This window comes from Bacillus pumilus (assembly GCF_900186955.1).
GTDB lineage: Bacteria > Bacillota > Bacilli > Bacillales > Bacillaceae > Bacillus > Bacillus pumilus.
Map to the genome: position 1 here is coordinate 2,830,263 of NZ_LT906438.1, position 12,220 is coordinate 2,842,482.

Annotated in this window: 20 protein-coding genes and 1 tRNA gene; 9 read left to right on the forward strand and 12 right to left on the reverse strand. The window is 39.1% G+C overall.

Features of this window, described 5'->3' with window-relative positions:
• Nucleotides 1-129: 129 nt before the first annotated feature.
• The 11 genes from CKW02_RS14730 to CKW02_RS14775 all read right to left on the reverse strand — a co-directional run bounded on the left by CKW02_RS14730 (nt 130) and on the right by CKW02_RS14775 (nt 5,962).
• Nucleotides 130-834, reverse strand: a complete 705-nt coding sequence (locus CKW02_RS14730; RefSeq protein WP_003213248.1) for an MBL fold metallo-hydrolase — start codon at nt 832-834, stop codon at nt 130-132.
• On the reverse strand, nt 831-1,751 hold the full coding sequence (locus CKW02_RS14735; protein WP_003212883.1) for a recombinase RecT: 921 nt from the start codon (nt 1,749-1,751) through the stop codon (nt 831-833). The genes CKW02_RS14730 and CKW02_RS14735 overlap by 4 nt, the downstream gene beginning before the upstream one ends.
• The gene (locus tag CKW02_RS14740) at nt 1,744-1,989 is read right to left on the reverse strand and encodes a hypothetical protein (RefSeq protein ID WP_003213418.1); all 246 of its coding nucleotides are present in this window, start codon (nt 1,987-1,989) and stop codon (nt 1,744-1,746) included. Before CKW02_RS14740 ends, CKW02_RS14735 begins: the two co-directional genes overlap by 8 nt.
• Nucleotides 1,986-3,968, reverse strand: a complete 1,983-nt coding sequence (locus CKW02_RS14745) for an AAA family ATPase (RefSeq protein ID WP_003213022.1) — start codon at nt 3,966-3,968, stop codon at nt 1,986-1,988. Before CKW02_RS14745 ends, CKW02_RS14740 begins: the two co-directional genes overlap by 4 nt.
• A gap of 101 nt (nt 3,969-4,069) precedes the next feature.
• Nucleotides 4,070-4,288: a YqaI family protein gene (locus tag CKW02_RS14750; RefSeq protein ID WP_003213591.1), complete on the reverse strand. Its 219-nt coding sequence runs from the start codon at nt 4,286-4,288 to the stop codon at nt 4,070-4,072.
• Entirely contained in the window at nt 4,285-4,479 is a 195-nt protein-coding gene (locus tag CKW02_RS14755; protein WP_003213455.1) for a hypothetical protein, read from the reverse strand. The genes CKW02_RS14750 and CKW02_RS14755 overlap by 4 nt, the downstream gene beginning before the upstream one ends.
• Nucleotides 4,480-4,661: 182 nt before the next feature.
• Entirely contained in the window at nt 4,662-4,838 is a 177-nt protein-coding gene (locus tag CKW02_RS20165; protein WP_003212625.1) for a hypothetical protein, read from the reverse strand.
• The gene (locus CKW02_RS14760; protein ID WP_034620083.1) at nt 4,839-5,114 is read right to left on the reverse strand and encodes a hypothetical protein; all 276 of its coding nucleotides are present in this window, start codon (nt 5,112-5,114) and stop codon (nt 4,839-4,841) included.
• A 2-nt stretch (nt 5,115-5,116) separates the two neighbouring features.
• Nucleotides 5,117-5,374, reverse strand: coding sequence for a helix-turn-helix domain-containing protein (locus CKW02_RS14765; protein WP_231129537.1), 258 nt, complete (start codon nt 5,372-5,374; stop codon nt 5,117-5,119).
• Nucleotides 5,375-5,470: 96 nt separating this feature from the next.
• The gene (locus tag CKW02_RS14770; RefSeq protein WP_003213103.1) at nt 5,471-5,668 is read right to left on the reverse strand and encodes a helix-turn-helix domain-containing protein; all 198 of its coding nucleotides are present in this window, start codon (nt 5,666-5,668) and stop codon (nt 5,471-5,473) included.
• Nucleotides 5,669-5,722: 54 nt separating this feature from the next.
• Nucleotides 5,723-5,962, reverse strand: a complete 240-nt coding sequence (locus CKW02_RS14775) for a helix-turn-helix domain-containing protein (protein WP_003213298.1) — start codon at nt 5,960-5,962, stop codon at nt 5,723-5,725.
• Nucleotides 5,963-6,083: 121 nt separating this feature from the next.
• On the opposite strand from CKW02_RS14775, the gene CKW02_RS14780 reads away from it, so the two are divergent.
• The 6 genes from CKW02_RS14780 to CKW02_RS14805 all read left to right on the forward strand — a co-directional run bounded on the left by CKW02_RS14780 (nt 6,084) and on the right by CKW02_RS14805 (nt 10,397).
• Entirely contained in the window at nt 6,084-6,503 is a 420-nt protein-coding gene (locus CKW02_RS14780; protein WP_003213755.1) for a helix-turn-helix domain-containing protein, read from the forward strand.
• An 18-nt stretch (nt 6,504-6,521) separates the two neighbouring features.
• A complete protein-coding gene (locus CKW02_RS14785; RefSeq protein WP_003213355.1) occupies nt 6,522-7,172 on the forward strand; it encodes a hypothetical protein in 651 nt (216 codons plus the stop codon).
• A gap of 77 nt (nt 7,173-7,249) precedes the next feature.
• Nucleotides 7,250-7,744, forward strand: coding sequence for an ImmA/IrrE family metallo-endopeptidase (locus CKW02_RS14790; RefSeq protein WP_003213204.1), 495 nt, complete (start codon nt 7,250-7,252; stop codon nt 7,742-7,744).
• Nucleotides 7,737-9,020, forward strand: coding sequence for a tyrosine-type recombinase/integrase (locus tag CKW02_RS14795; RefSeq protein ID WP_003213100.1), 1,284 nt, complete (start codon nt 7,737-7,739; stop codon nt 9,018-9,020). Before CKW02_RS14790 ends, CKW02_RS14795 begins: the two co-directional genes overlap by 8 nt.
• Before the next feature lie 98 nt (nt 9,021-9,118).
• Nucleotides 9,119-9,191: transfer RNA gene (locus CKW02_RS14800), tRNA-Ala, on the forward strand.
• A gap of 144 nt (nt 9,192-9,335) precedes the next feature.
• Complete coding sequence (locus tag CKW02_RS14805) at nt 9,336-10,397, forward strand: tyrosine-type recombinase/integrase (protein ID WP_003213006.1); 1,062 nt, start codon at nt 9,336-9,338, stop codon at nt 10,395-10,397.
• Between the two features lie 36 nt (nt 10,398-10,433).
• Here the strand turns inward: CKW02_RS14805 and CKW02_RS14810 are convergent, their stop codons facing one another.
• Nucleotides 10,434-11,222, reverse strand: a complete 789-nt coding sequence (locus CKW02_RS14810; RefSeq protein WP_003212822.1) for a helix-turn-helix domain-containing protein — start codon at nt 11,220-11,222, stop codon at nt 10,434-10,436.
• A gap of 127 nt (nt 11,223-11,349) precedes the next feature.
• Here CKW02_RS14810 and CKW02_RS14815 point away from each other — a divergent pair, with 127 nt between their 5' ends.
• From CKW02_RS14815 to CKW02_RS14825, 3 genes are read left to right on the forward strand one after another with little or no spacing between them, the layout of a single operon-like run.
• Nucleotides 11,350-11,553 carry a helix-turn-helix domain-containing protein gene (locus tag CKW02_RS14815; RefSeq protein ID WP_034620084.1) on the forward strand — a complete coding sequence of 68 codons (204 nt, stop codon included), beginning with the start codon at nt 11,350-11,352 and terminating at the stop codon, nt 11,551-11,553.
• Between the two features lie 24 nt (nt 11,554-11,577).
• On the forward strand, nt 11,578-11,826 hold the full coding sequence (locus CKW02_RS14820) for a hypothetical protein (RefSeq protein WP_003212702.1): 249 nt from the start codon (nt 11,578-11,580) through the stop codon (nt 11,824-11,826).
• A gap of 45 nt (nt 11,827-11,871) precedes the next feature.
• Nucleotides 11,872-12,216: a YolD-like family protein gene (locus CKW02_RS14825; protein WP_034620085.1), complete on the forward strand. Its 345-nt coding sequence runs from the start codon at nt 11,872-11,874 to the stop codon at nt 12,214-12,216.
• The last annotated feature ends 4 nt before the right edge of the window (nt 12,217-12,220 follow it).

The window sequence follows — 12,220 nt, forward strand, 5'->3', positions numbered from 1 at the left end:
CAAGATGTGGTTCATACTTAGCCATATACGTGCTTATGTACATAGCCAATACCTTTTTCCGCATGTCTGGAGCTACTGATCTAGCCAAAGTAATAAAACAATAGGGATAAGCTGTTTTAACAAGCTCGCTCATTTTGGAACATAGACAACCTTTCCAGTTTGTTTTGCTATTTCTTGTTTGAATAGTTGCTCATCACTGTTTGTGTCAGATAGGTGTAACAACCATATTTCCTGCACTTTTGACAAGTCATTTGCCTCTAGGAATGTCTTTACATTCTCTAAGCTGAAATGCGACTGTATGAGGCGGTTACGCATGCTTTTATGGATGCTCCCATTCTCAATATTTGTATCCAAGATCGATTCAGAGTAATTGCACTCAACCATGATGTGCGTGAGTCCAGGGAACTTGTATTTGATGTAATAGGTGTCAGTGGCAAAGAGGAGCTTGTCTCCGTCCTCATTAGCCAATAGGAAGCCATATGGCTCTGATACGTCGTGTTGAACATCAAAGGGCATAATTAGCCACGTGCCGATCCTAAACGCCTGTCGGGCTTTTACAAGATTGATTCTGTGGTTCTTTTCCACTCCAAGAGCTTTTGCCGTTCCATGAGACATATAACAATCGATTCCTGCACGCAAGACATCTTTTAAAGCCTTGCAATGATCACCATGTTCATGGGTGATGAGACACCCCTCAAATCGCATATTAAAATCAAAAGCACGTTGCATCTCTTTAAAGGTGATACCGCACTCCAAAAGGAGCGGGGTTTTACCATCAGTCACCCGATAGCAATTCCCCTTACTGCTTGACGATATAGCTTTGATCTCAATCAAAATGGTGGCTCCTCATTCAATGCAGACGGCTTTTCAAAATGTTCATTTGATGGTTGTGGCTCAGGTTCTTCACGTTGCTTTATTTCAGGTGTTTCTTGGTGCTGTTCTGAATCTTCTTCAGGTTCATTGAAACCAACATCAATAATTTCTGAATTAGCATTCTCACTAATTTCTTTTTTCACTTCATCCGGTGTAACATCAACCCTCTCATTGTCATACTCATTCTCGGTTGAATTATTGATTGCTTGGACAAGTAGATCGCTGTCATCACTTGTGTTTATATATCTTTTGGCAGCACGATTAATAACTGTTCTTTGGGCCATTTCCTGTGGAAACTTTTTCTGAACCGCACCACTTGTTTTCGATTGACTCCAAGCAGTTTCGATTTCTTTCTTTGTCATCGGGGTTAGTAACTCAATGTCATCAATGGTTTTTACAACTGCATATGCTCCAATGATGTCTTTATCTCGGTTTTCAAGCTTCGTTTCATGTTTAATGAGTTTTTCTTGCCCTCCATCAATCTCATATTCAAAGACATCCCCTTCATAAATCACGTTTGACCATATATCCTTGACATTGGTCAAACGTTTCAGCACTGCTTGTGTGCCGAAATACGAGCGATTCATCTGCAATTTATTCCCGTACACAATGAAATAACATTGAGTTTTTGCAGGGCTTAAACCTTGAACGACCATATCTAGCAAGGAATTGGCAATAGATTCTCTGGTGCAGACTTCTAAAGCGGGCCTCCCTGATTTATCCTTCACTTCTTGAAGTTTAAAAAAGGCGCTTTTCAAAGCATTGCTAGCATTATAGTTTGATGGAAGAACTAGGCCATCATCTTGTAATCTGCCTAGACTATTGTTCACATCATCAGTTATATCTTTTTGAACGTTTGCCAGTTGATTCTTACTCATCCGTATCCTCCTCATAAATAAATCTGACCTTTTTGCCTTTATGCTCTCTTAGAAAGGTCTCTAGCATTTCAGCAAAATCCGTTGGACCTTTTAGATCTCTTTCCAAAATTGCATCTTCAGGACATTCAGAGAGCGGACGAACGTCCATGACCTGTTTACCATCAATCAGAAGTTTTTCACGTCTGCAATCTTCCCAACCTATACCTGAAAGAACTTTCACTTCTACCACTTCACTCATGCGATCACCTCACAATCTACAGTCAGCAAGTTGTCTTCAGTCTCAACTCGCAGCTGCTTGTCCTTGTCGGATACTATCAAGCTAATAACTTGAGCATTCACATCGATAAGACACGTGACCGCCTCGCTGTTATCAACGAAGATCGGCGCAGAAATACCATAATGCTCATTTAACGTATTAATGATGTCTAAACCGACATTAATACGTGCCGCATTGTTTAACCCTTTAGAGTAAGGCACGCCTTCATACAGCGTTTCACAGGTTTCTGTTAAGCCGCCGTTGACTTGCTCTTCAAAGAGCTTGAAGCGGGCAAATTTGAATTTGCTGTTTATCCGTTCTTCCATAAGGTTCATTTTGGTGCGTATAAACTCCTCAATGAGAAAAGTTTGTTGTTCTACCTCGTTATAATCCTCAGCCATTTTACGTTCTTCTTCCTTTAGCTCCTCAATTCGGTTGAGGGCTTTTTGAGCTTGATCGATGCGAGAAAGATCATTACGGATCAAGGTCATTTCCTGCTGTTTTTCCTTGATCTGTTCATTAATCGATTGAACAGCTCCACTAGTCTCTTGTTCATCAGACTGGATCTCTTTATTGATCTCCTCAATCTCCTCGATCTTGGCTAGGTAAAATGGATTATTGGAGAGCGGAGCAATGGACGCTTCAGCTTGCTCCATATCTTCTTTCAGTTTTTCAACGGCTGCTGTCGTAAATTTCTCTTTCATGATCAAAAGCTGAATCTTCTCATCAACCTCATATAACTCGTTCTGCTTATTGTCATATTCAATTCCTAATTGCTTTCCCTTATCCACTATTCGCTCAAGGGAGGCGCTTTTTTGCAAATTGAATTTCTCAATAGCAGCTTGAATATTTTCTTCCGGCAGTGCTTGTCCGCATGTTGGACAATCTGTTTGATGATCCTCAAACGATTCTTCGTACTTTTTAGACCATTCCTCCCGCAACCCAACACGCTCTTTGTCTGTTTGAGACAAAAAGGATGTTAAGTGATCCTTTTTAGTTTTTAAGCTGTCAAGGTTATGCTTGATTTGAGAAAGATCGTTTTTCACTTTGTAGTAGGCTTCTTTTTTCTCATTCACTACCTGGAATCTTTCTGAGTCGTGGTCATTTTTTATTTGTTGCAGATCGCCTTCGAGCTGAAGCATACGCTTCTTACGATCTGCTCCTGCATCCGCTTTGATAGAGCGAGCTTCTTTCTCCATATCATCAATTGATGCCTGTATTGCTTTTAAGTCTTCTTTCAATTGCTCTTGGTTAAGAGTAGTTACATCTTCAATAGAACGATTGATTTCATCGATTCTGACAGGATATTGCTCCAAGAGCTTATTGATCTTTTTACGTTTTTCAGCAAGGATGCTCTTTTGTTCATCAAGACTTCTTTCATCTAAAATTGAAGGGAGAGCGGATAAAGAACTGTTCTTTTTAATTACGTCCTCATCAGTCACAGCTCCGCCGATCTCCATGAGTACGCCCAAACGATCCTGCCACTTCATTTGTTCGTTGAAATAACTTGGGGACGTAATGAGTTTGAAAATATCTTCAGAGATGATCTCATTGACCTTCTCAGCAAACTCTTTTTTCTTAACTGGTACACCATTCACATGATAATTGGTGGTATGGCCAGAAAAGACTTGCTTTGCTGATCCCCGTTTCTTGGTCCATTTCTCTGAATAGACCTTTTTCAATTCAACGGACTTTCCATCGATTAAGAGTACAGCCGATACCTCATGATCAACGCCGCTTACCGCTTTGTTTTCCTTGGAAAGCGTCTTGATCTCAAAATCTTTTTTGTTTTGGCTGTCTTTATCAAAGAGCAACCACATGAAAGCATCAAACAACGTTGTTTTGCCTGTGGCGTTATCGCCATAGACCCTCGCGCTTTCTCCACCTGTTTCAAGGGTGAATGATTTTACACCCTTGAAATTTGATAGATGGAGTTCTGCCAACCTGATATTTTTGGTCATGAACAAGCCTCCATTGATTTACAGTGCCAACCTGCTATAATAGGGGTTGACACTTTATTCTGTAATTTTTGGGAAAGGTTCACTTGTGGGAGTGAACCTTTTTAATTTTCATTCACAAATTTGAAGTCAAGTTTCTCCTTCAAATAGCGGTTCAAATTGTCTAAGAGGATCATTTCTCCAACATTCTCATCAATGACATACTCATCATTTGAGAAAATCTCATCCCCGAAGTAGTCAGTTCCAACAACATCAACCACTTCAATTCCTTTTGGATAACCAGTGGCATTTATTTGAGTGATCATTGGATGTTCAATGTTCATGCTAAAACACCAATCTTTCTTCTGATCGCATCAGCAGTGAGCTTTTTATATTCTTCATATGACTCTTGATTCGGGAAAAAGAAAATAGGTTCCCCATGAAAAGTAATCACAATTTTCCCTCCAACTTTCGCTAAACGGACTTGATCGCCACGTCTTTCTGAAAAAGGTTGAAGAACAGGTTTTTCTCTCATTACTTTTTCCTCCTATGATTTATTGATGCTTATTCGCATCGTCCGACTGCGGATGGTGTTCATTTGGAATGGATGAGTGTGTGTGTGCATATATTCCATCCGCAAGCCGGACGACAAGAATAATACTTGTCGTGCTCTTTAAAGAGCGATATAATAAATTCGATCATTTCGATATTCATGAACTAAGCAGTGAGTGTAGGAGCTTGCTGCTTTTTTCTTTGTTCAAATTCCATACGTGACTTTAATTGCGTTTCGATTTGAGCCAGTGCAATTTCTCCTTCCTCGCTGAACCGCTCATTACATACCTCAATGACTTCCTTTGCTTTCATTAACTTGCTTGCCACAAATACAAACTTCATCTAAATCAATCCTTTCATTTTGTTTTTTAGTGATTTTGGATATGTTACTGATGTAATCTTTGCAGATGCTTTCAAAAGTTGAATCTTGGCTTCTTTCTCATAGCGCTGAATTTGTTTTAATGATTTAGCAATATCTTTGTGAGCTGCCAATGCTGTATCTGTATCAGCACTCTCTAATGCATTCATCAATCGTTTTTGTAATGTTTCGATGCAGATCATTTCTCTTGTTATCGCATCGTTATTAATGCTTTTGAAAATCGAATTTCGTTTCTTCATCTTCATCCTCCGAACAGGGCCATAATGGCGGTAATTTGCTGTGTGACTGCCAGTGGATCAATGCCGCATAATGTAGCAATCATTGCTTCTTTCGCATTAGTTGCTTCCATCCACCTGACGTATGTAGGTACATCAAGTACCTTCATATCATTTTCGATTTTTGATATGCAGCTTCGAGAGCGGCTAAGCATTTCCGCAAGTTTCTCTTGGGAAATGCCTGCTTGCACTCGGGCTTTCCGAAGCACCACACCCAACTTCAAAAGCTCTCCACCCCCTTTCAGTGTTCCTATCTGGAACATGTTCCGAATTGGAACAGGAAATCTCATATATCCGCTGTATTCTAAGGTGGTAAATTCTTAATCAATCACTGGCTGAAAGTTGGATTCCATTTGTGCTAATTGCCATTCTTCAAGAACTTCTCTTTTAAATAAAATTCTTTTTCTTACTCGGAAGAATGGTATTTGCCGCTCTTTCACCATTGTGTAAACAGTGTCATGATGGACTCCAAGAAAATCAGCCGTTTCTTGAACGTTCATAGTTGATTTTGTTGGCATTTTAAAAACCTCCTTCAGAATTTGTAAACCATAAGAACCGCAAAAATCAATTTATTAACCGGTATTCTCTTTTTCATTTTGTAACTCTTGTGTACCACTCGACTCAAAAAAAATATCCCTTGGATCTTTATTTAAAACACTTGCAATTCTCAGCATAGTGAAACCAGATGGCTCTTGTCCGTGAAGCTCAATTTTCGTAATGTTTGCGCGAGACATTTCAGTTCTTCTTGCCAATTCAGATATTGACATTCCAACACCTTTTCTGATCTCACGTAATCTGTTAGTGAAAACCATGTGTTACACCTCCTTGAACAAATAGTAACACAAGGTTTACAGTAGTGTCAATCATGATTTACACATTTTTTGTTTTAAAGAATTTAAATATAATGTAAACTACGTATTACAGGTGATGCTAATGTCCAAACTTGGAGAATATTTGATAAAAGCAAGAGGAAAACTGTCTCAAAGAGAAGCTGCCAAACGAATTGGCATAAGTCATACCTACCTTGGGAAAATTGAAAATGGGAAAGACCCAAGAACAGGTAAAGAAATCAAACCAACTCCAGAAACACTAAAATTAATTTCTAAAGCATATCAATGTGATTATGAAGAATTAATGATCAAAGCTGGTTACATCGATGAGAGTGAGACAAGTAATTCTGAAAGTCCCAAACTGACTCAGTATCAAAGAAAGATTTATGAGTGGGCAAAATCCCATGACGGATTGTTCTTTGATAGTAAACCGGAAGATGTGGAAGAATTAATTGAAGAATTTGAAGTGGTATACGAGTTGTTTAAAAAGAGAAAAGAGAGAGAAAAAAAACAGAACAAATGATTCCTTTAGGGGGCAATTATGAGGAAGAAATCAATGTTTGTAATTTGCCTATCATTGCTCGTTCTCTTAGCTGGATGTAACTCAACTAAGACGACAGATGAACCTTCTGCAAACTCACAAGAAAAAGTTTCAGAGAAAAAGCAAAAAGAAGCAAATGAAAAACAGACAAATGACAGTTACAAAGATGATGAAACAGGAGAATTATTTAATTACTTAAAAAGCCAAGAAAAAATTAAATCACAGAAAATGGGCCCGCTCAATATAAATTTTGAACATGTCAACTTAATGAAGTTGTCAAATATTCCTGATGATCGACTAACTGAATATCAAAGTTTAATTGATTTTGAATTAACAAACCCTTTTCATTTTATTGATATTAAATTTTCTGTAGAGAATACAGATAAAGAAACTATCAATTTTTCTGGTATTAGTCATTTAATTTTAAACACTAAAGAACAGATTAAGGTCAGTAATAATAACCTTTATACTGACATTGAACAATATGATATGAAACTTTTTGGTAATGCGAAAAGAGAATATCAAATTGCTGTACCTATTGATTCTGATGTTTCTAAAATACAAAGCGTTAGAATTGTGATGAGTGCTCCATTTGACGAAAATTTGGATAGCGTTTCCGAACCAAAAGAATTAACAGTTAATTTAAAATAAATGCTCGATAAGAGTATTTATTTTTACCCAAAAATAGAACACCAGTTCCCGAAACTAACTTGAAGGAGCTTATTAAATTGAAATATATCTATACTCATTTAGAAGATAACGTTAATAGACTATATGCAGAAATGAAAATCTTAAATCCTTCTGAACAATCTATTGATACTATTTCTGAAAAATTAGGGATTGAAGTTTGTTATAAAGACATTTCATCAAGAGCCATAATTAATAAGGATACCCAAATTATTATCTTAGATAAGAGATTGAATAAAAGCATTAGATGGGAAAAGTTTTGTCATGAAGTTGGCCACATTCTTTTTCATAAGGGAAATCAACTGATGATGCCCGATTCATTTAGGTTATATCAAGAATGGAAGTCGAATAATTTTATGTACCATTTTGCAGTACCAACTTTTATGTTGAGATCAGTAAATATACCTGTAGACCCTGACCAAGCAATTCAATTTTTAACTAAAACTTTTAAAGTCACTCCATCATTTGCGAAGCATCGATTAAACCTTTACAATCAAAAAGTTTTTTCTCAGACAAGGAGCGTTTTATATGGCTAGCATTGAAAAAAGAGGCAGCAATTCTTTTAGATTAGTTGTTGAAACTGGATATGATGCTAATGGCAAAAGGTTAAGAAAATATAAAACTATTCGTATAGAAGATCATAAACTGTTAAAAACAAAAAGAAAATTGCAGGAATACCTTTCGGATCAACTCTATCAGTTCAAGATGGAAGTGAATTCTGGAGAATATATCGAACCAGAAAAACTAACCTTTGAATCCTTCATCTATAAGTGGAAAGAAAAAAAGCTCTACCAAAAGAGTGGAAAACCTTATTCTTTGACAACATCGGATGTTTATTGGAGTCTCTTAAAAAATCACATTCTCCCCGTTTTTGGACATATGAGGATAGAACGGATAAAGAGTTTACATATCGTAGACTTTTTAGATGATTTATCAAAGGATGGCGCGAGAAAAGATGGAAAGCCAGGAGGATTAGGAGAGAGAACAATATTAGATATTTTTAAATTACTGCAGGTAGTTTTTAAAACCGCAGCTGAAGAATGGAAGATTATCAAGATTGATCCAATGAAGGGATTGCCCTTGCCAGTCAACGAGAAGAAGGAAATGAACTATTTCGAAGCGGATGAAGCTGCTCAATGTATTAAGATTCTATATGAAGAAGTTGATATTAAATGGAGACTTTATTTCTTAGCAGCGATGATAGGTGGATTGAGACGAGGCGAAGGTCTTGCACTTGAATGGCATTTAGACGTGGATTGGGATGCTGGTGGATTTAAAATTAATCGTTCACTTTCAAAGACAATTCAAGGAAAACCGCATGTAAAAGACCCTAAGTCTAAAAGTTCAAAACGGTTTGTGCAGATGCCGGATTGGTATATGAATGAGCTGTCACTTTATTATCATATGTGGAAAAGAGAAAAGGAAAAGCTAGATGATGCCTGGGAGGGCGGAGATCATCAATACATTTTTCATAGTGGGTTTGGAAAGCCCTATTATTTCACAACACCTACTACCAAATGGAATCGAATCACGCAAAAATATAAAATAAAAAATATCCGTTTACATGATTTGCGTCACACTATGGTTGCTTTATTAATGGAAGCTGGCGAAAGCATTAGCGCTATTCAAAGACGTGCCGGACACGCTAGCGCCAGAACAACATCTGATATATACGGCCATGTAACAGATGAAATGAAAAAGAGTGCAGCAAATCACTTTAACAAGTTTGATCCTAAACATCTGAGGAACACAAATTCAGAGAGAGGAAATTTCCGTCCCCAAGTCGTCCCCAAGGTTAAAAATAATGCTTAATACAAATTTGAGAGATTTCTCATTAAAAATAAAAAAATAGCCTTCCCCCTTGTATTCTAAGGGGGAATTAAATATAATAATATTTGTTGAAACATCCCGGGGCATTAGCTCAGCTGGGAGAGCGCTACGCTGGCAGCGTAGAGGTCAGCGGTTCGATCCCGCTATGCTCCATACTCCGGTTTAACGGCGGTATATCAACGTTTGCTTAACGGTGACTTAAGCGATGACTTATCGTAGTGTACCGCTCCTATAACGCGCAGTGAAGCGCACCGGTAAATCGATCGTCTTCTATACGAAATAGGAGGCGATTTTTTAATGCATTCAGAACGACGGAAAGGTAAGCGCGTTAAGGCGGAAAGGACGATTACTAAAACATCGCGCGGCAAAACGTATTCAATCTCGGTTATCTGCGAGAAAATATGCGAAGCAAAGCTCGCGGAAAATAGAGCACCGGAAACAATCGACCGGTACCGGAGGGCATGTCGTTACCTATTAGAATACGCGCGCATGATCGGACTAGACGATGACATACGTGATATAGACGTCGACTTTGCACGCGGCTTTGTTGCGTATTTGTTGCACGAACGGGTTAAATTCGACGGCCACAAGTTCAAAAAAGACGAACACAAAACGCCCGGTATGTCGCCGAAGTCCGTAAACGATTATATAAAAACACTACGGACCCTCTTTCGGTTTGCTCAACACGAAGGATCGGCACTACTAAACCCGTTTGATGATACGAAGCTAGTTAGCGATCCGGAAGAAATGGTAAACATACTATCTCCGGATGAATTACGAAGGCTTTTAAGTGCCCCGGATCAGCGGACGTTCGTAGGTTTCCGCGACTATGTAATCATGACGTTTCTAGTCGATTCAATGGCCCGCATCGGCGAAATCTTATCATTAACGAAAGAAAACGTAGATTATGCGTCAAGTACCGTTTACTTCAGCGCATGGGACGTTAAAACACGTCAAGGAAGATTCGTCCCTCTCGAAAGGAAAACGATGAACTTAATAAAAGAACTTCTTATAGAAAACGAAGACTTCGAAAGTCCCTTCGTATTCTTAAGTAACTACGGAGAACAATTAGAGACGAACCATTTTCGGAAACAATTAAATAGATACGCAGAACAAGTCGGTATTACTAAAAAGGTACACCCTCACTTATTCCGGCACACTGGCGCTACGATGTACTTAGAAAACGGCGGAGACATTCGGCACTTACAAGCGATGCTTGGCCATAGAGATATGCGTATGGTTAAACGGTACACTCACTTGTCTAAAAGCTCGCTGAAAGAACAACATTCAAAACATTCTCCGCTTGTTCAAATTACGGAAAAATTAAATAAGGAACGGAAGACTTTTCGAAAACGATAGGACGGCTTAGTTGCCGTCTTTTTTTTTTGCGTCCAGTTATTCCGCTTCGATAAACGCCTCGAACGCCTCTAATTTACCACGCATTTTACGGCGTTTTGCCTCGCTTGCTGCACGTTGGAACGAAATATACACGTAATCATCAAAACGGCTAATTTCGTTCAATTTCGCTTTGAGTATCGTTTTGTACCACGCATCTACGAACGGCTCCGGATCATGTTCGATCATTAACGCAGGATCTACGGAAGCCTTAGCACGCAATAACAATCCGTAATATTTATAGATTTCTGCTGCGTCAAAGAAGCGACTCATAGCGTTGTAGATTTCCGTTGGCAACGAGTTTTTCAGCGCTTCAGCCGGCACCGTAGCCGTATCTTTAACGTGCTTTTTATTTTTAAGATTAATAGAATCCGATGGTTCATTTTCGATTTTCGCCGTCTCAACCGTTGGTACATCGGCGTTTTCCGGCGCCTGGCGAGTGGTCACTGTCGACTGGTCATTCGCGTCTAACGGTAAGATGACGATTATGTTTGCGCCCTTGCCCCCGTTGATTTTACGAGTCGTTGCGACCTTCTTGACGATGTTCAGCGCAGCCAGTTGATTAAGAACGCGGCGTGCCGTCTTGACGGATTTACCGATCAGGTCCGCTAGAGTTTCCGCTTTGAGATGCGCTGCGCCTGCGAATTTAACCGCATAACGTGCGATCTGTTTAAGTGCGGCCCGCGCCGTATCTGATAAGTCGTATGAGTTTCGTTTGATATGTTCGTAGACGGCCGTGTTTAGGGCCTGCGTCGATGAGAACGTTTGGTGTTCCGCTAAGTAATGCATGTCGATCCCTCCATATCGCTATATCGTTATTTTAATATTAACGAAATAAATATCGATATGTCAATATTTTTATTTACACGATAGCGATATTCCGATATACTCAACTTATAGAAACGGAGGTAATTCGATGGAGTTATACGTAAAGTTAGACGATCTTCTCGCAGAAATCGGCATGACTAAAAAGGAACTCGCGGAAAAAGCAGGATTACGCCCGAACGTTATCAGTGAATTATCACAACAACAAAGAACGACGGTTAATCGATCGCACATCGGAAAGATATGCGAAGTTTTAGAGATACGCGATATGAATAAATTGTTTGAGGTACGATGAACTTAAATCTAAGGAGGAAAAAACATGGAGGAAAAGACTGTAAGTAAACGTTATTTTAGGGAACTATCTGAAATTAAAAATAAACTCAACGACTTGAAAAATGAACGAATTTACGAATTATCCAAGACCAAAAATGACGGATATTTACGCACTAATATAGAACAATTAGAAAAACTACTCGAGAAGCTGTTCTTCAAAATTGATAACGACGCCCCTTCCGTCGATGAAGAATTGCGAGAAGCAGTGAATAGCGCGTATAAAAGTAACGATTGATAAACGAACACACATTCGGTTATAATTTAACCGGAGGTGTCGCCGATGTGGAATGAGGAAAAAGATCAAAATCGCTGGCAGATGAAGTTCATATTGCCGGAACATAACGAGGCTTTGCGTCAATTACATCTCGCGAAGCAGAAAATAGATCGACCGGTATTAAGTGAGGAGCAGGTCGGCGAATTTGAGTACGTTATATCTTCGGCGGTGAGCGAAGACCTGCCGCTAGACTTCGAAGTGTACGATGACGGCTTTGTTCGCGAAGTAAGTGGCCGCGTTGTATACGTGGACCATCTACGGAAGGAATTTCGTGTGAAGGATAATCGAGGCGATACTAATTTCGTTAAGTTTGCGGATCTGATAAACGTAAAAAACACCCCATCCGGTTAGGGAC